The organism is Staphylococcus sp. HMSC62D11, assembly GCF_001839145.1.
Lineage (GTDB): Bacteria > Bacillota > Bacilli > Staphylococcales > Staphylococcaceae > Staphylococcus > Staphylococcus lugdunensis.
This window is the reverse complement of the sequence record NZ_KV840195.1, coordinates 23,013-38,852: the sequence shown is the minus strand read 5'-3', so window position 1 is coordinate 38,852 and position 15,840 is coordinate 23,013. Positions and strand designations below refer to the sequence as shown.

Here is a 15,840-nt window from a genome sequence, read left to right as displayed (position 1 = left end):
CCTTATTTAATAACCTTAGCTATAACACTAGGATAAAGTTCATATTCTAATTGTTTGACTCGTTCTTCCAAATTTTCTTTGGTATCATCCGGTTTGATCTCGCATTGTCTTTGTTCAATAATTTCTCCCGTATCCATGCCACTATCAACATAATGAACTGTTGATCCTGTAACATTATCACCACTATTAAAAGCCTGACCAATAGCATCTTTCCCCTTATATTTTGGCAATAATGATGGATGAATATTTAAAATCTTACCTTCGTATGCATCTAACAAATCAGGACCAATTAGCCTCATATAACCTGCGAGAATAATCCATTCCACTTCTTCACGCTCTAGTAAACGAATCAAATGGTGTTCATAGGCAGATTTTGAGTCAAAATCTTTTGGTTCGTTGATATTAACTGCTACCTTTAACTGTTTTGCGCGTTCAATACAATACGCATCGAGATGATCAGTATAAAGTGAAGTAATTTCTATATTGTTGAGTTCTCCTTTATCCACTTTTAAAACAATATTTTCGAAATTACTGCCCGACCCAGAGGCAAAAATAGCTACCTTAGTCACTATTCTACCCCCTTGAGATAAATAGGCACATGTGCATCTTCTATAACATTGCCTATGTGGTAAGCAGGGACATCGTGTTTTTTTAGGACATCTAGTGCTTTAGCAATGTCATCTTGACTAACGATGACCGTATACCCTATTCCCATATTAAAAATGTTATACATTTCATCCGTAGAAATTTGTCCTTGTTGTTGTAACCAGTCAAAAATAGGAGGTGTTGGGAATGTATTCACATCAATTTGCGCAGCTAAACCATCAGGTAACACTCTAGGAATATTTTCATAAAATCCACCACCAGTGATATGATTCATCCCCATGATTGTTACTTTATCTTTTAAATCAAGTATCGGTTTCACATAGAGTCGCGTAGGTGTTAAGAATGTATCTAAATATGTTTGACCATTGAAGTCATTGTATAAATCAATGTCAGTCTGTTTAATTAATTTACGTACTAAGCTATAACCATTTGAATGTATCCCACTAGAAGCTAAACCAATAATTGCATGACCTGCTTTTATATTTGAGCCATCAATGTATTCTGCTTTTTCAACAGCACCGACAGCAAAGCCAGCTAAGTCATACTCACCTTCATGATACATTTCTCCCATCTCCGCGGTTTCACCACCAATCAGTGCGGTATTTGTTTGTTGACATCCTTCGCTGACTCCTTTTACAATCTGCTCAATAACTTCTGGAACAACTTTATTTGCCGCAATATAATCTAAAAAATATAATGGTTCTGCTCCAGTTGTAAGAATGTCATTCACACACATGGCTACGGCATCAATTCCAATGGTGTCATGTCTGTCATGATCGATAGCTAACTTTAACTTTGTTCCTACACCGTCTGTACCTGACACAAGCATAGGCGCTGTCATCTGCAATTGTGATAAGTCAAATGTCGCACCAAAACCACCTAAGCCACCTAAGACTTCTTTTCGTAGTGTTCGCTTTACATGTGCTGACATTCTTTCTACTGCTTCATATCCTGCTTCTATATCTACTCCAGATTGTTCATAAGCTTTAGACATTTTTATTTCCCTCTCGATCATAATAGTGTTGGTGATTCTCGATATATGCTTTTTGTCGTGGGCTCAAGTGCTTAAAATAATTTTCTTCATAATCATACAAACCAGCTGGATAATCACCTGTAAAACTTTCTAAACATAGACCACTATATGGCGCATCATAGTCTAAGCCAATAGCTTCTATTAAACCATCAACGCTTAAATAGGCTAATGAGTCGGCACCTATATGGTCACAAATTTCTTCAGGTGATTTACTCGCTGAAATCAACTCAGCAGTAGTTGAAACATCAATACCATAAAAGCTTGGAAACATAAATTCTGGTGATGCGATCCTTACATGTACTTCTTTAGCACCGGAATCTTTGAGCATTTTGACTATACGTTTAATAGTTGTGCCACGTACAATTGAGTCATCGACTAAAATAATTTTTTTACCTTCTACAATGTCTTTGACAGCTGATAGTTTGACACGTACCCCTTGTTCTCTCAATTCTTGAGTTGGTTGGATGAACGTTCTAGCGACATATTGATTTTTAACTAATCCCATTTCATAAGGCAGCTGGCTTTCTTCAGCATAGCCACTAGCTGCTGATAATGATGAATTAGGTACACCAATAACCATATCTGCTTCTACAGGATTTTCTTGAGCTAATTTCTTTCCAGAAGCTTTACGAACTGCATGCACATTCTTACCAGCTATTGTAGAGTCTGGACGCGCAAAATAAATATATTCCATTGCTGAAATCGCAGTACTTGTGTGTTTTGTATATGATTTTATTTTTATACCTTCGTCATTGATAACGACATATTCTCCTGCGTGAACATCTTGGATAAATTCTCCACCTAAAACATCAATAGCGCATGTTTCACTTGCTAATATATAAGTTCCATCTTGCATTTTACCGACCGCTAATGGTCTAATGGCATTAGGATCAACTGCACCATATAAAGCATCCTTCGTCAAAATCGTAAAGGTAAAACCACCTTTAATTTGGCGTAGACTTTCTTTTAGTGCTTCTTCAAATGTTGGTGCTTTACTTCTACGAATTAAATGCATAATCACTTCAGTATCTGAAGACGAATGAAATATTGCCCCATGCTTTTCTAAGTATTGTCGTAATGATTGTGCGTTGATCAAATTTCCGTTATGACATACTGCAACGCTCATATCATAAAAATGATAGAGAAATGGTTGAATATTCTCGATACCTTTATTGCCTGATGTTGCATAACGTACATGACCTATAGCGTTACGACCTGTTTTTAATTGTTCCATTTGCACTTCTTTGATTGCTTCAGTTAACAGCCCTACACCACGTTCACCTTTTAATGTGTTACCATCTGTGACAACAATTCCAGCGCCTTCTTGACCGCGATGTTGTAAACTATGCAATCCCATATATGTCAATTGAGCTGCCTCTGCATGGTTCCAAATTCCAAATACGCCACACTCTTCGTTTAATCCACTGTAGTTAAACATTGCGCAATAGCTCCTTCCCATTGTGCTTTTATATCAGAAGCTCTCTTAGAAATTGATGTATGAGCAGCTGCAACATTAAATTCATCCGTATCTGTAAGTTGACCTATTTCAATTGCATGCTCAATATTTAATTCTTGTCCTACTTTAACAGCAATCACATAACGTCCTTGCGTTTCACTGAATAACTGTGCATCTGAAAGATTTACTTTAGCTTTTAATCCAAGACTATAATGCGCACTGATTCTAGCGAGAGTAATTAACAATCCACCTTTGCCAACAGTCTGTACGTGTGAAGCCACACCATTTCTAATTGCCTTTTTAACGGCTTCACCCTTTGTCACTTCATCGCTTAAATCAATCGCTTCAAATTCATGATTCACTTTGCCGTATAACAATTTTTCAATTTGACTGCCACCGAAATCATCCCTAGTATCTCCAACTAAGTACAATTTATGTCCTGCTTGAGGATGGAAATCATTTAAATATTCGATATTTTCAATTAGCCCTACCATACCAACAACTGGTGTTGGAAAAATAGATGTACCACGTGTTTCGTTATAAAGCGAAACATTACCAGATACTACTGGTGTTTTTAAAATTTCACATGCTTCTGACATCCCTTTTGTTGAATCTATTAATTGTTGATAGATTTCTTTTTTCTCAGGAGAACCATAATTTAAGCAATCTGTCATTGCAAGTGGCGTGGCACCAACAGCAATTAAATTGCGATAGGCTTCTGCCACTACCATTTTTCCACCTTCATATGGTTGATTAAAGACATAACGTGCTTCGCCATCAATGGTAGAAGCAATCGCTTTTTGGGTACCTTCAACACGAACAACTGAAGACTGTAAACCTGGTTTAATGATTGTATTGGCACCCACTTGTTGATCATATTGTTCATATAAATAATGTTTTGATGCAATTGTTGGATGTGTGAGTAACTGGTCAAATACCTCTTGAACATTGATAGAATTATAATCATTTTTAGAAGTATTATATGCCTTTTCTTCGCCTTCAAGCACATAAACAGGTGCTTCATCAGCTAGTGATTGCACTGGAATATCTGCAAATACTTCATCCTCATATTTAAGTATAAAACGGTCTGTATTTGTTACTTCACCAATAACAGCACTATCTAATTCATGTTTATCAAATAAATCTAAGAATTTTTGTTCCGTACCCTTTTCAACAACAAGTAACATTCTTTCTTGTGTTTCAGAAAGCATCATTTCATAAGGAGATATGCCAGGTTCTCTAGTCGGCACTTGGTCTAAATTTAATATTAAGCCACTGCCACCTTTAGCTGCCATTTCAGACGATGACGATGTTAATCCGGCTGCTCCCATATCTTGAATACCTACGAGCTCTTTGTATGTAATTGCTTCTAGGGTAGCTTCCATTAATTTCTTACCTACAAAAGGGTCGCCAATTTGAACTGAAGGACGTTTACTTTCACTTTCTTCCGTCAATTCTTCAGACGCAAACGTTGCACCATGAATACCATCACGACCTGTTTTCAAACCAACATATATAACTGAATTTCCTTCGCCTTTAGCCGTCCCTTTTTGAATCATATCATGGTCAATAATACCTACACACATCGCATTAACTAATGGATTGCCATCATAACGATCATCAAATTCAATTTCACCTGCAGTAGTAGGAATACCGATACAGTTACCATAGCCACCTATACCGCGAACGACCCCTTTTAGTAGTCGTTGATTTTGTTTCACTGATAATTCACCAAAACGCAAACTGTTTAATAAATTAATAGGTCGTGCACCTATTGACACAATGTCACGAATAATCCCACCTACGCCAGTTGCTGCACCTTGATATGGTTCAATTGCTGAAGGGTGATTATGTGATTCAACTTTAAAAACGACCGCTTGGTTATCACCAATATCAACTACACCAGCACCTTCACCTGGTCCCATCAATATACGCTCACCTGTAGTGGGAAATTGTTTTAAAAATGGTTTAGAATGTTTATATGAACAATGTTCACTCCACATAACAGAAAATATACCTACTTCAGTAAAGTTTGGTTCTCTACCTAGAACATCACAAACTTTAGTGTACTCAGCATCACTTAAACCCATATCTTGATATAATTTTTCAACTTTAATTTCTTCAATACTAGGTTCAATAAACTTAGACATGTTGTTCCCTCCAACTATTAACCATTGCTTCGAATAATTTTACGCCACTATCAGTACCAAGAATTGTTTCAAGTGCACGTTCTGGATGAGGCATCATACCACACACATTCCCTTCTTTATTCACGATGCCAGCAATATCTTTATATGAGCCATTAGGATTGTCTTGATACGTTAATATGATTTGGTTATTGGTTACTAATTCTTCATATATGTCATCAGTGCAATAATAGTGCCCTTCACCATGTGCTACTGGATATACTACGAGATCATTGTTTTCATATAAGTTAGTAAAAGGCGTTTGATTATTAACAATTTTTAAGGTTTCATTTCTACTAATAAATAAATGGGAATCGTTATGAAGTAAAGCTCCTGGTAATAAGCCAATTTCAGTTAAAATTTGAAAACCATTGCATACACCTAATACTGGTTTACCTTCACTTGCTAAACGTTTAACTTCATCAATTACTGGGGCTACGCTAGCCATGGCGCCTGAGCGCAAATAATCTCCAAATGAAAATCCTCCTGGTATAAGTACACCATCAAAACCTTCAAGTGATGTCTCACGATAATCTACATATTCAGCTTCAGCACCTGTTTTAATCGCCGCGTTATACATATCTCTATCACAATTAGAACCAGGGAATACGAGAACTGCAAATTTCATATCATGCATTCTCCTTTTCATCAACGATTTTATAGCTGTATTCTTCAATGACTGTATTGGCAAATAACTTTTCACTAAGCGTTGTAATGATGTTATCAACTGCTTCATCCGTAGCTTCATCAACAGACATATATAATACTTTGCCGACGCGGATATCATTGACTTGCGTATAACCTAAGTCATGTACAGCACGATTTAATGCTTGCCCTTGAGTATCTAATACTTGTGGTTGTAAAGTAATATGAAGTTCAATCGTTTTCATTATTTAACTTCCTCCAATTTATTTAAAAATGTTTGATATGTGTCAATCAGTGAGCCTGTTTCATTTCTGTATACATCTTTGTCAAAATTCGTACCTGAATCCTTGTCCCATATACGACAAGTGTCTGGTGAAATTTCATCTGCTAATAAAATTTTTCCATCTTGTGTTTTTCCAAATTCTATTTTGAAATCCACAAGCTGTAAATCCATTTCATCCATAAGTTGTATCAGTACATGATTGATATCCTTAGCCATTTGTTTTAATGTTTGTATTTCTTCATCGTTGGCAATGTTTAATAGTTTGACATGGTCATCAGTAATTAGCGGATCATTTAAGTCATCATTTTTATAAAAAAATTCAACTAGTGGTTCGTTAAATTGATATCCTTTATCTAAACCTAAGCGTTTCGTGATGGAGCCCGCTGCAACGTTACGAACAACAACTTCTAATGGAATAATCTTTACTTCTTTAACTAATTGTTCTGTCTCAGATAATTGTTTAATAAAATGACTCTCTATACCTTTATGGCTTAAATAATCAAATATAATAGATGTAATTTGATTGTTTAAGCGACCTTTGCCTTTCATGGTATCTTTTTTCGCACCATTGCCAGCCGTTACTTCATCTTTATACTCAACACGCAATTGATTTTCTACTTCAGTAGAAAATACTCTTTTTGCTTTACCTTCATATAATAATGCCATTTATAACTCTCTCCCTTCGAATTGTTTAAGCATGGTAGCTTCAGTGGCATTTACATCATCTGTTAGTATCGTCATGTGACCCATCTTGCGATCTGGTTTACGTTCAGCTTTGCCATAAATATGAACATGCCATTCTGGATGTTGACCAAAATCGTCTTCTAATAAATCTAAATCTCGACCAAGTAAATTCATCATAACGGCAGGCTTTAGCAGTTCTATAGTCTGAGGTAATGTCTGACCAGTTATCGCAAGAATATGCGTATCGAATTGAGAATAATCACATGCTTCAATAGAATAGTGACCTGAATTATGTGGCCTTGGTGCAATTTCATTAACATATAATTGATTTTGTTTATCGATAAAGAATTCCACTGTAAACGTGCCAACAAAATGTACAGTATCGATGATTTTGTTTACTTCTATTCTTGCTAGTTGTTCTTTGTCACTGCGTGCTGGAACAATTGTTTTAAATAATATTTGATTGCGATGTTCATTTTCTTGTAATGGGAAATACGTCGTTTGTTTTTGATTACCGATTGTGACAGTTAATGATACTTCGCGTTCAATGTCGAGGTATTGCTCAGCTACACATTCTTGTTGCGCAATAAGCTGTTTGGCTTCTTCTATCGCCGTATGATCTTTAACTAAAATTTGTCCTTTCCCGTCGTAACCACCAAATCGTGTTTTGATGATAAAAGGATAGCCTAACTCTTCTATGGCATTGTATAAATCATCTATATTGTTTATTGATAAAAATGGAACAATATGAGCCCCGGCTCGCTCTAATGTTTGTTTTTCGGTTAGTCGATCTTGAAGTAATTCTATTGCTTGGTAACCTTGAGGAATATTAAATTGTTCAGATAACGTCTTTAATTGTTGTGCTGAGATATTTTCAAATTCATACGTAATGACATCTGATTTTTCACCAAGTTCTTGTAAAGCTTGTGTATCATCATAGGCAGCAGTGATAAACTCATTAGCAATATGATGGCATGGGCAATCTGTATTTGGATCTAAACAAATAACTTTAAAACCCATTTTTTGAGCAGATTGGGTCATCATTTTTCCTAACTGTCCACCACCAATAATGCCTATAGTGTCGCCAAACTTTAACTTATTGAAGCTCATGCTGCATGTCCCCTACTTTCTTAACGAGTGTTTTTTCATAATTTTCTAACTTTTCAAGTACTGACTTGTGACTGATACTTAGAATTCTCGCAGCTAAAATACCCGCATTTTTAGCACCAGATTTCCCTATAGCTGTTGTAGCAACAGGAATACCTCCTGGCATTTGAACAATTGACAATAGCGAATCTAGTCCTTTTAAGCTTTTTGATTCGATTGGCACACCAATCACCGGTAAGGTTGTCATTGATGCTACCATACCCGGTAAATGCGCTGCACCACCAGCTCCCGCAATAATGATATCGTAATCATTAGCGCGCGCTTGGTTTGCGAAATCGTACATTAATTTTGGTGTACGATGTGCCGAAACAACTTTCTTATCAAACGGAATACCAAATTCTTCTAACATCGCACAACTTTCTTGCATAATCTTCCAATCTGAAGAACTACCCATAATGACTGCTACTTTCAATTTGTACACCCTTTCAAAAGTTTGAAATATAGAGACGATTAGTTGTATATTACAGATATAGCATAACAATCATTGAAGTCTTTTTCAATCAAAAATCGAACTTTAATTCGATTTTTACAATTAATTTACGTCTTTTGGCGCAAAAACGGCGTGATTAATCGTTTAAAGTTAAGCTATAACTATGTTTGAGTAAACAAGGAGGAATTTTTTGTGGTTGCAAAAATTTTAGATGGGAAACAAATTGCTAAAGATTACAGACAAGGCTTGAAAGATCAAGTTGAGCAATTAAAAGAGCAAGGTTATACTCCAAAACTATCTGTGATTTTAGTAGGTAATGACGGTGCAAGCCAAAGTTATGTTAATTCAAAAAAGAAAGCTGCCGAAAAAATTGGTATGATTTCTGAAATCGTACATTTAGCTGAAGATACGTCTGAAGAAGATGTATTAAAAGAACTTGACCGTTTAAATAATGATGATTCAGTCAGTGGCATTCTTGTCCAAGTGCCGCTTCCAAAACAAGTAAGCGAACAAAAAATATTAGAAGCAATCAATCCTGATAAAGATGTTGATGGTTTCCACCCGTCAAATATAGGCAAACTATATATTGATGAGCAAACTTTTGTACCTTGTACACCACTGGGCATTATGGAAATCTTAAAACATGCCGATATAGATTTAGAAGGCAAAAATGCTGTAGTGATTGGCCGCAGCCATATTGTAGGACAACCGGTATCTAAGCTATTATTACAAGCGAACGCAACAGTAACTATTCTACATTCTCGTACTAAAGATATGCATGCACACCTTAAAGAAGCAGATGTCATTGTCAGTGCAGTCGGAAAGCCAGGACTCGTCACAAAAGAAGATGTTAAAGAAGGTGCTGTCATTGTTGATGTCGGTAATACTCCTGATGAAAACGGTAAACTTAAGGGAGATGTCGACTATGAAGCTGTAAAAGAAGTTGCAGGAGCGATAACACCTGTTCCTGGAGGCGTAGGCCCATTAACAATTACAATGGTATTAAATAATACATTATTAGCCGAAAAACTTCGTCGTGGCATTCAATAATTAGTACTCAAATTATAGAAAAGGCTGGGACATAAATCTCAGAAAAATAGCACTCAGATGAATTGAATTCAACTCATCTGAGTGTTTCTTTTTATTCAATACTTCGTATTGTTGGCTCGCTTTCTTAGGGGACAGCTTCAGCCACCCCAACAAAGAGAAATGCTTTTCGCATTTCTCTTTGTTGGGGCCCCTGTCTTCAGCTTGTCCTGTTCCCTCAAGAGTCTCGCCAAAATACGTCATATTTATATCTTAGCAAGGCGTTTTCTAGATCGTTTTTATCCAATATTATACTTCAACACTTAATTTAGGCACAAATGTTTCAAAATGAATCTGACTTTCATTTACACCCATTTCTCTTAACATACTAATCATTGATTGTAAAAATTTAGTACCTCCACAAACATATACTGCAGTTTGTTCATCAATATGTTGTACTAAATCAGCTTGTTTTAAATATCCTTGCACTGAGCGATCATATAATTCATAGCTTGCATCTGTAGCATTATCACTATACTGAGATAATATATTAACAAATGGCGTATCATCAGTATCTGCAGTTACTTGAATAAAATGTGATTGTTTATCATTATCGATTACTTGTTTAAACATTGGAACGAGCGGTGTTACACCAATACCTGCACCTAAAAACAAATGTTTGTCTCTGTTATTATCTACTTTAAATGGTCCCACCGGCGCGGAGAGATTAATATCGTCCCCTTCATGCAGTTCATCATGCAAAATAGTAGACACTTCACCTTCATGGTGGGTAGAAACATCTCTTTTAACTGCAAAGGTTAAATGCTGTGGTGTTCCAGCTACAATTGAATAATGACGTTTAGCTCGGTAAGGCATTTTATCACTTGAGACATCGACCGTAATATATTCACCAGGTTCAAAGCGACTTAAATCATATTGCGATGATTCAACAGTAAATGCTTTAATATCGGAAGATAATTCTTCAATTTTAACAATTTTAAATGGTTGAAAGCCTTCCCATAACATATGACTGTATATCTCTTGCTCTACATCAATAAATACTTGTGCTATTTCTCGATAAGCATTTTTCCATGTTTGTATGATTGGACTACTATCATCAAGTCCGACAACATCTTTAATAGCAGCAATTAAGTTTTCTCCTACAATATCATATCCTGCTGGTGGTACTTGTAAAGCACAATGTTTATAAGCAATTTCTTTTACCACTGGCATAATCCGTTCTAAATGTTCTATATTAATAGCTGCTGCTAATACACTTTGTGCTAACGCTGTGGATTGAAATCCTTTTTGTTGATTGGTTTGGTTAAACATATTTTTTAACTCTGGATGTTGCTTAAACATTCTGTTATAAAAGTTTGATGTAATTTCTGTTCCTTTTTCTTGCAATACGGGTACTGTTTGTTGAACAATATCCATTTCTTTCTCAGTTAACATAACTTCAACTCCCTTAATGATACAAACTTATTTCCACTTTTTATTCTAAACCTTAGATTGGACCTAATTCACTATTATGCAAAATAATTCACAAATTAGTCATTTTACAAAACCTTAATAAATATTTTTCTAGATGTTTATTTAATTTAAATTTTATTTATTGTATATTAGGACTATAGTACGATGAATTATAAAAACTAAACGTGTATAGTGAAGATAAATAGATAGACGACTTAATGACTCGGAGGTAAACAAAATATGAATAAACTAATACAGTCACTTTCAGCGCTTGGTGTCTCCGCTACCCTTGTTACCCCAAATTTAAGTGCAGAAGCAACTACTAACCACGCACCCGAATTAAAGGGAGTAAATGATATAGTTATTGAAAAAGGACAACAATACCATCCTTTGAAAGGTATACGCGCGTATGATAAAGAGGATGGAGATTTAACACATAAAATTCAAGTTGACGGCCATGTTGACACAACAAAAGCAGGAAAATATAAAGTTAAATATGAAGTCGTTGATTCGGATGGCGCACTTGAAACTTCAACCCGATATATCGAAGTTAAATAATAGATACATAGACAGAGCGTTTTAACTCTGTCTTTTTTAATATTCTGGAAACCGCTTAACCCCTACAAATGATAACCGTTCTCAACTATTCCCTTGATCTGCTATTCTTCCCGCTAAAATATTAGGTTTCACAGAATGGACACATAATTTTAACAAATCTCGGACTTCCCGCCACAACTCACATTATTAGTCTTTCCCTACATATAATTTTAATTTTTTTCTTATAGGTACTTGTAAATATTGCGTAATAAACTAAAATTAATGATAAGCCCTACATTTGTAGTATTAGGAGGTCAAAAAAGTGTCAAAATTTAAGTCTTTGCTTCTAATGTTTGGGACACTGGTATTGCTTAGTGGTTGTTCCAATTTAGAAGTTTTTAATGCAAAAGGGCCAGTAGCAAGTAGTCAGAAGTTCTTGATTATCTACTCAATCGTCTTCATGCTTGTTATTGTTGCTGTTGTACTTACGATGTTCGCCGTTTTTATCTTTAAGTACAGTTATAATAAAAATGACGAATCTGGTAAGATGCACCACAATGGTTTAATTGAAACTATTTGGTTTGTGGTACCAATCTTAATCGTAACTGCTTTAGCTATTCCAACAGTTAAAACTTTATACGATTACGAAAAACCACCTCAAAAGGACAAAGATCCTATTACAATCTACGCAGTAAGTGCTGGATATAAATGGTTCTTTGCTTATCCAGATCAGAAGGTCGAAACGGTGAATACATTAACTATTCCTAAAGACCGTCCGGTAACATTCAAGCTTCAAGCGATGGATACCATGACAAGTTTCTGGATTCCACAATTGGGTGGTCAAAAATATGCCATGACTGGCATGACTATGGATTGGACTTTAACAGCCGATCAATTAGGTACTTTCAGAGGACGTAACTCTAACTTCAATGGTGAAGGTTTCTCACGTCAAACATTTAAAGTTCACTCTGTAAGTGAAAAAGATTTTGATTCATGGGTTAAAGAAGCACACAGTAAGAAAACGTTAGATCAAGATACCTTTGATAAACAACTCTTACCAAGTACTTCTAATAAAGAACTCACATTCAATGGTACACATATGGCATTTGTTGACCCTGCAGCTGATCCAGAATACATCTTCTATGCTTATAAGCGTTTTAATTTCGAGCTAAAAGATCCTAACTTCACAGATGAAAAAGATCTTTACAAAGATGTAACTGATAAACCAATCAAGCCTGCACGTAAAGTTAAAGTTACAAATGCTAACTATGCACGTCATGGAATGAAACCTATGATTCTTGGCAACGATGATCCTTATGAAGGTAAATTTAAGGATGAAGAAAAACACAATCATAAGGAAATGGAAAAAATCTCAAAATCTGCTAAAGACGAAAATGCGTCTAAGCACGATGATGATCATGGAGGTGGACATTAATGAATTTTCCATGGGATCAATTACTAGTTAAAGGTAACTGGATGATTACAGCTGCACAAATTGGTGCACCATTCTTAGTCATCGCTGTTATTGCGGTAATTACTTATTTCAAATTATGGAAATATCTATACACTGAATGGTTCACATCCGTAGACCATAAAAAAATCGGCTTAATGTATTTAATCTGTGCAGTATTAATGTTCGTTCGTGGTGGTATTGATGCACTGTTAATTCGTACGCAATTAACTGTACCAGACAACAAGTTCTTAGAATCAAACCACTATAATGAAATTTTTAGTACACACGGTGTTATCATGATTATCTTTATGGCTATGCCATTTGTGTTCGGTTTATGGAATGTTGTTATTCCATTACAAATTGGTGCGCGTGATGTAGCCTTCCCAGTTATGAATAACATTAGTTTCTGGTTATTCTTTGCTGGTATGATTTTATTCAACTTATCATTTATTATTGGTGGTTCACCAGCTGCTGGTTGGACAAACTATGCACCATTAGCTGGCGAATTCAGTCCTGGTCCAGGTGTAAACTACTATTTGATTGCGATTCAGCTATCGGGTATTGGTACACTGATGACCGGTATCAACTTCTTCGTTACAATTCTTAGAGCGAAGACGCCAACAATGAAATTTATGCAAATGCCAATGTTCTCAGTGACAGCATTTGTTACAACATTAATTATCATTTTGGCATTCCCAGTATTCACTGTTGTATTAGCGTTAATGACAGCTGATAGAATCTTTGGAACACACTTCTTTACCGTTGCAGACGGCGGTATGCCTATGTTATGGGCAAACTTCTTCTGGGTATGGGGGCACCCTGAAGTATATATCGTTATTTTACCTGCATTTGGTATTTACTCTGAAATTATCCCAACATTTGCTCGTAAACGTTTATTCGGACATCAAAGTATGGTTTGGGCAACTGCTGGTATCGCATTCTTGAGTTTCTTAGTTTGGGTTCACCATTTCTTCACAATGGGTAATGGTGCATTAATCAACTCATTCTTCTCAATCTCAACAATGCTAATTGGTGTACCAACCGGTGTAAAACTATTTAACTGGTTATTAACACTATACAAAGGTCGAATTACTTTCGAGTCACCGATGTTATTCTCATTAGCATTTATTCCTAACTTCCTATTAGGTGGGGTTACTGGTGTAATGTTAGCGATGGCATCAGCTGACTATCAATATCACAACACTTATTTCTTAGTAGCTCACTTCCACTATACATTGGTTACTGGTGTAGTATTTGCCTGCTTAGCTGGTTTAATATTCTGGTATCCTAAGATGATGGGTTACAAATTAAATGAAACATTAAACAAATGGTGTTTCTGGTTGTTCATGATTGGATTTAACGTTTGTTTCTTACCACAATTCATTCTTGGACTAGATGGTATGCCACGTCGTTTATACACGTATATGCCTTCAGATGGCTGGTTTTTACTAAACTTCATCTCAACAATCGGTGCCCTATTAATGACAGTAGGTTTCTTATTCCTTGTTGTTAGCATCGTTTATAGCCATATTAAAGCACCTCGTGAAGCAACTGGTGATAACTGGGATGGTCTTGGTCGTACATTAGAGTGGTCTACTGCTTCAGCTATTCCACCTAAATACAACTTTGCAATCACTCCAGACTGGAATGACTATGATACATTTGTTGATATGAAAGAACATGGTCGTCACTACTTAGACAACCATAATTACAAAGACATTCACATGCCTAACAATACACACACTGGTTTCTGGATGTGTATTTTCATGACTATCGGTGGTTTCTTCTTAATCTTCGAAACAATCATCCCTGCCCTAATCTGTTTAGTAGGTGTATTTGGTACGATGATTTATCAAAGTTTCGTTCAAGATCACGGATATCATATTCCAGCTTCTGAAGTTGCTGAAAATGAAGCTCGCTTAAGAGAAGCACGAATTAAAGAAAGGGAGGCTGTAAGTCATGAGTCATGATGTAAAAACTATTGATGCACGTACGCATGAAGGTGAACTAAATAAACTTGGCTTTTGGATTTTCCTTACAGCCGAATTTGCCTTATTTGGTACACTATTTGCAACGTTATTAACGTTACAACATGGTGGCGATTATGCAGGTAAATTGACAACTGATTTATTCGAGTTAAAACTCGTATTGATTATGACATTTGCCTTGTTATTAAGTTCTTACACATGTGGTATTGCAATTTACTATATGCGTAAAGAAAAGCAAAACTTAATGATGTTATGGATGATTATTACACTTGCATTAGGCCTTGTATTCGTTGGATTTGAAATATACGAATTCGCGCACTATGCTAGCGAAGGTGTAAATCCAACAATCGGTTCGTTCTGGTCAAGTTTCTTCATCCTCTTAGGTACTCATGGTGCCCACGTTTCGTTAGGTATTGTTTGGATCATTTGCTTATTAATCCAAGTAGCAACTCGTGGATTGAATAAATACAATGCTCCTAAGTTATTCATTGTAAGTTTATACTGGCACTTCTTAGATGTTGTTTGGATCTTCATCTTCACTGCCGTATATATGATAGGGATGGTGTATAGCGGATGAATACAATCGTAAAACATACAATCGGATTTATTGCTTCTATCGTATTAACGCTTTTAGCAGTGTTTGTAACTCTATACACAACATTGACTTTCCATGCTAAAGTTACAATCATCTTTGGATTTGCATTTATCCAAGCTGCCCTTCAATTATTAATGTTTATGCATTTAACTGAAGGTAAAGATGGACAAGTTCAATCATTCAAAGTTATTTTTGCCATTATCATCACCCTTGTTACTGTTATCGGTACGTACTGGGTAATGCAAGGTGGACACTCACACCACTTATAATGCGCTACT

The 15,840-nt window shown here is 35.9% G+C and carries 17 protein-coding genes; 7 read left to right on the top strand and 10 right to left on the bottom strand.

Annotated features, from left to right (window positions below):
- Window positions 1–2: 2 nt before the first annotated feature.
- The 9 genes from purN to purE are packed head-to-tail and all read right to left on the bottom strand — an operon-like array spanning window position 3 to window position 8,472.
- Entirely contained in the window at window positions 3–569 is a 567-nt protein-coding gene (gene purN, locus HMPREF3267_RS07825; RefSeq protein WP_002478377.1) for a phosphoribosylglycinamide formyltransferase, read from the bottom strand.
- On the bottom strand, window positions 569–1,600 hold the full coding sequence (gene purM / locus HMPREF3267_RS07820) for a phosphoribosylformylglycinamidine cyclo-ligase (protein WP_062077475.1): 1,032 nt from the start codon (window positions 1,598–1,600) through the stop codon (window positions 569–571). Before purM ends, purN begins: the two co-directional genes overlap by 1 nt.
- Window positions 1,593–3,077 (bottom strand): amidophosphoribosyltransferase, encoded by a 1,485-nt coding sequence (gene purF / locus HMPREF3267_RS07815; protein ID WP_002459448.1) that lies wholly within the window; start codon window positions 3,075–3,077, stop codon window positions 1,593–1,595. Before purF ends, purM begins: the two co-directional genes overlap by 8 nt.
- Entirely contained in the window at window positions 3,056–5,245 is a 2,190-nt protein-coding gene (gene purL / locus HMPREF3267_RS07810) for a phosphoribosylformylglycinamidine synthase subunit PurL (RefSeq protein ID WP_062077473.1), read from the bottom strand. Before purL ends, purF begins: the two co-directional genes overlap by 22 nt.
- Complete coding sequence (purQ, locus tag HMPREF3267_RS07805; protein WP_002478380.1) at window positions 5,238–5,909, bottom strand: phosphoribosylformylglycinamidine synthase I; 672 nt, start codon at window positions 5,907–5,909, stop codon at window positions 5,238–5,240. The genes purL and purQ overlap by 8 nt, the downstream gene beginning before the upstream one ends.
- 1 nt (window position 5,910) lies before the next feature.
- Window positions 5,911–6,171 (bottom strand): phosphoribosylformylglycinamidine synthase subunit PurS, encoded by a 261-nt coding sequence (gene purS, locus HMPREF3267_RS07800; protein ID WP_002459451.1) that lies wholly within the window; start codon window positions 6,169–6,171, stop codon window positions 5,911–5,913.
- Complete coding sequence (purC, locus tag HMPREF3267_RS07795; protein WP_002478381.1) at window positions 6,171–6,875, bottom strand: phosphoribosylaminoimidazolesuccinocarboxamide synthase; 705 nt, start codon at window positions 6,873–6,875, stop codon at window positions 6,171–6,173. Before purC ends, purS begins: the two co-directional genes overlap by 1 nt.
- On the bottom strand, window positions 6,876–8,003 hold the full coding sequence (gene purK, locus HMPREF3267_RS07790) for a 5-(carboxyamino)imidazole ribonucleotide synthase (protein ID WP_002478382.1): 1,128 nt from the start codon (window positions 8,001–8,003) through the stop codon (window positions 6,876–6,878). It lies immediately after the preceding gene.
- Window positions 7,990–8,472, bottom strand: a complete 483-nt coding sequence (purE, locus tag HMPREF3267_RS07785; RefSeq protein WP_002478383.1) for a 5-(carboxyamino)imidazole ribonucleotide mutase — start codon at window positions 8,470–8,472, stop codon at window positions 7,990–7,992. Before purE ends, purK begins: the two co-directional genes overlap by 14 nt.
- A gap of 210 nt (window positions 8,473–8,682) precedes the next feature.
- Here purE and folD point away from each other — a divergent pair, with 210 nt between their 5' ends.
- A complete protein-coding gene (gene folD / locus HMPREF3267_RS07780) occupies window positions 8,683–9,540 on the top strand; it encodes a bifunctional methylenetetrahydrofolate dehydrogenase/methenyltetrahydrofolate cyclohydrolase FolD (RefSeq protein WP_002459455.1) in 858 nt (285 codons plus the stop codon).
- A gap of 81 nt (window positions 9,541–9,621) precedes the next feature.
- Entirely contained in the window at window positions 9,622–9,843 is a 222-nt protein-coding gene (locus HMPREF3267_RS12760; protein WP_225306461.1) for a hypothetical protein, read from the top strand.
- Here the strand turns inward: HMPREF3267_RS12760 and HMPREF3267_RS07770 are convergent.
- Window positions 9,826–10,971, bottom strand: coding sequence for a globin domain-containing protein (locus tag HMPREF3267_RS07770; protein ID WP_002478385.1), 1,146 nt, complete (start codon window positions 10,969–10,971; stop codon window positions 9,826–9,828). The two genes, HMPREF3267_RS12760 and HMPREF3267_RS07770, sit on opposite strands and share 18 nt — an antisense overlap.
- Before the next feature lie 258 nt (window positions 10,972–11,229).
- Here HMPREF3267_RS07770 and HMPREF3267_RS07765 point away from each other — a divergent pair, with 258 nt between their 5' ends.
- The 5 genes from HMPREF3267_RS07765 (at window position 11,230) to qoxD (ending at window position 15,831) form a co-directional block, all read left to right on the top strand.
- Window positions 11,230–11,547: a DUF5011 domain-containing protein gene (locus HMPREF3267_RS07765; RefSeq protein WP_002459457.1), complete on the top strand. Its 318-nt coding sequence runs from the start codon at window positions 11,230–11,232 to the stop codon at window positions 11,545–11,547.
- A 301-nt stretch (window positions 11,548–11,848) separates the two neighbouring features.
- Complete coding sequence (qoxA, locus tag HMPREF3267_RS07760; protein ID WP_002478386.1) at window positions 11,849–12,961, top strand: cytochrome aa3 quinol oxidase subunit II; 1,113 nt, start codon at window positions 11,849–11,851, stop codon at window positions 12,959–12,961.
- Entirely contained in the window at window positions 12,961–14,949 is a 1,989-nt protein-coding gene (gene qoxB, locus HMPREF3267_RS07755; RefSeq protein WP_002459459.1) for a cytochrome aa3 quinol oxidase subunit I, read from the top strand. Before qoxA ends, qoxB begins: the two co-directional genes overlap by 1 nt.
- Window positions 14,939–15,544, top strand: coding sequence for a cytochrome aa3 quinol oxidase subunit III (qoxC, locus tag HMPREF3267_RS07750; protein ID WP_002459460.1), 606 nt, complete (start codon window positions 14,939–14,941; stop codon window positions 15,542–15,544). Before qoxB ends, qoxC begins: the two co-directional genes overlap by 11 nt.
- Window positions 15,541–15,831: a cytochrome aa3 quinol oxidase subunit IV gene (gene qoxD, locus HMPREF3267_RS07745; protein WP_002459461.1), complete on the top strand. Its 291-nt coding sequence runs from the start codon at window positions 15,541–15,543 to the stop codon at window positions 15,829–15,831. The genes qoxC and qoxD overlap by 4 nt, the downstream gene beginning before the upstream one ends.
- Window positions 15,832–15,840: the final 9 nt, after the last annotated feature.

Coding starts and splice junctions, on each gene's coding strand:
- purK (WP_002478382.1), bottom strand. CDS start 8,003: ATGAGCTTCAATAAGTTAAAGTTTGGCGACACTATAGGCATTATTGGT.
- purQ (WP_002478380.1), bottom strand. CDS start 5,909: ATGAAATTTGCAGTTCTCGTATTCCCTGGTTCTAATTGTGATAGAGAT.
- purM (WP_062077475.1), bottom strand. CDS start 1,600: ATGTCTAAAGCTTATGAACAATCTGGAGTAGATATAGAAGCAGGATAT.
- HMPREF3267_RS07770 (WP_002478385.1), bottom strand. CDS start 10,971: ATGTTAACTGAGAAAGAAATGGATATTGTTCAACAAACAGTACCCGTA.
- HMPREF3267_RS07765 (WP_002459457.1), top strand. CDS start 11,230: ATGAATAAACTAATACAGTCACTTTCAGCGCTTGGTGTCTCCGCTACC.
- purS (WP_002459451.1), bottom strand. CDS start 6,171: ATGAAAACGATTGAACTTCATATTACTTTACAACCACAAGTATTAGAT.
- purC (WP_002478381.1), bottom strand. CDS start 6,875: ATGGCATTATTATATGAAGGTAAAGCAAAAAGAGTATTTTCTACTGAA.
- purL (WP_062077473.1), bottom strand. CDS start 5,245: ATGTCTAAGTTTATTGAACCTAGTATTGAAGAAATTAAAGTTGAAAAA.
- qoxD (WP_002459461.1), top strand. CDS start 15,541: ATGAATACAATCGTAAAACATACAATCGGATTTATTGCTTCTATCGTA.
- qoxB (WP_002459459.1), top strand. CDS start 12,961: ATGAATTTTCCATGGGATCAATTACTAGTTAAAGGTAACTGGATGATT.
- qoxC (WP_002459460.1), top strand. CDS start 14,939: ATGAGTCATGATGTAAAAACTATTGATGCACGTACGCATGAAGGTGAA.
- purF (WP_002459448.1), bottom strand. CDS start 3,077: ATGTTTAACTACAGTGGATTAAACGAAGAGTGTGGCGTATTTGGAATT.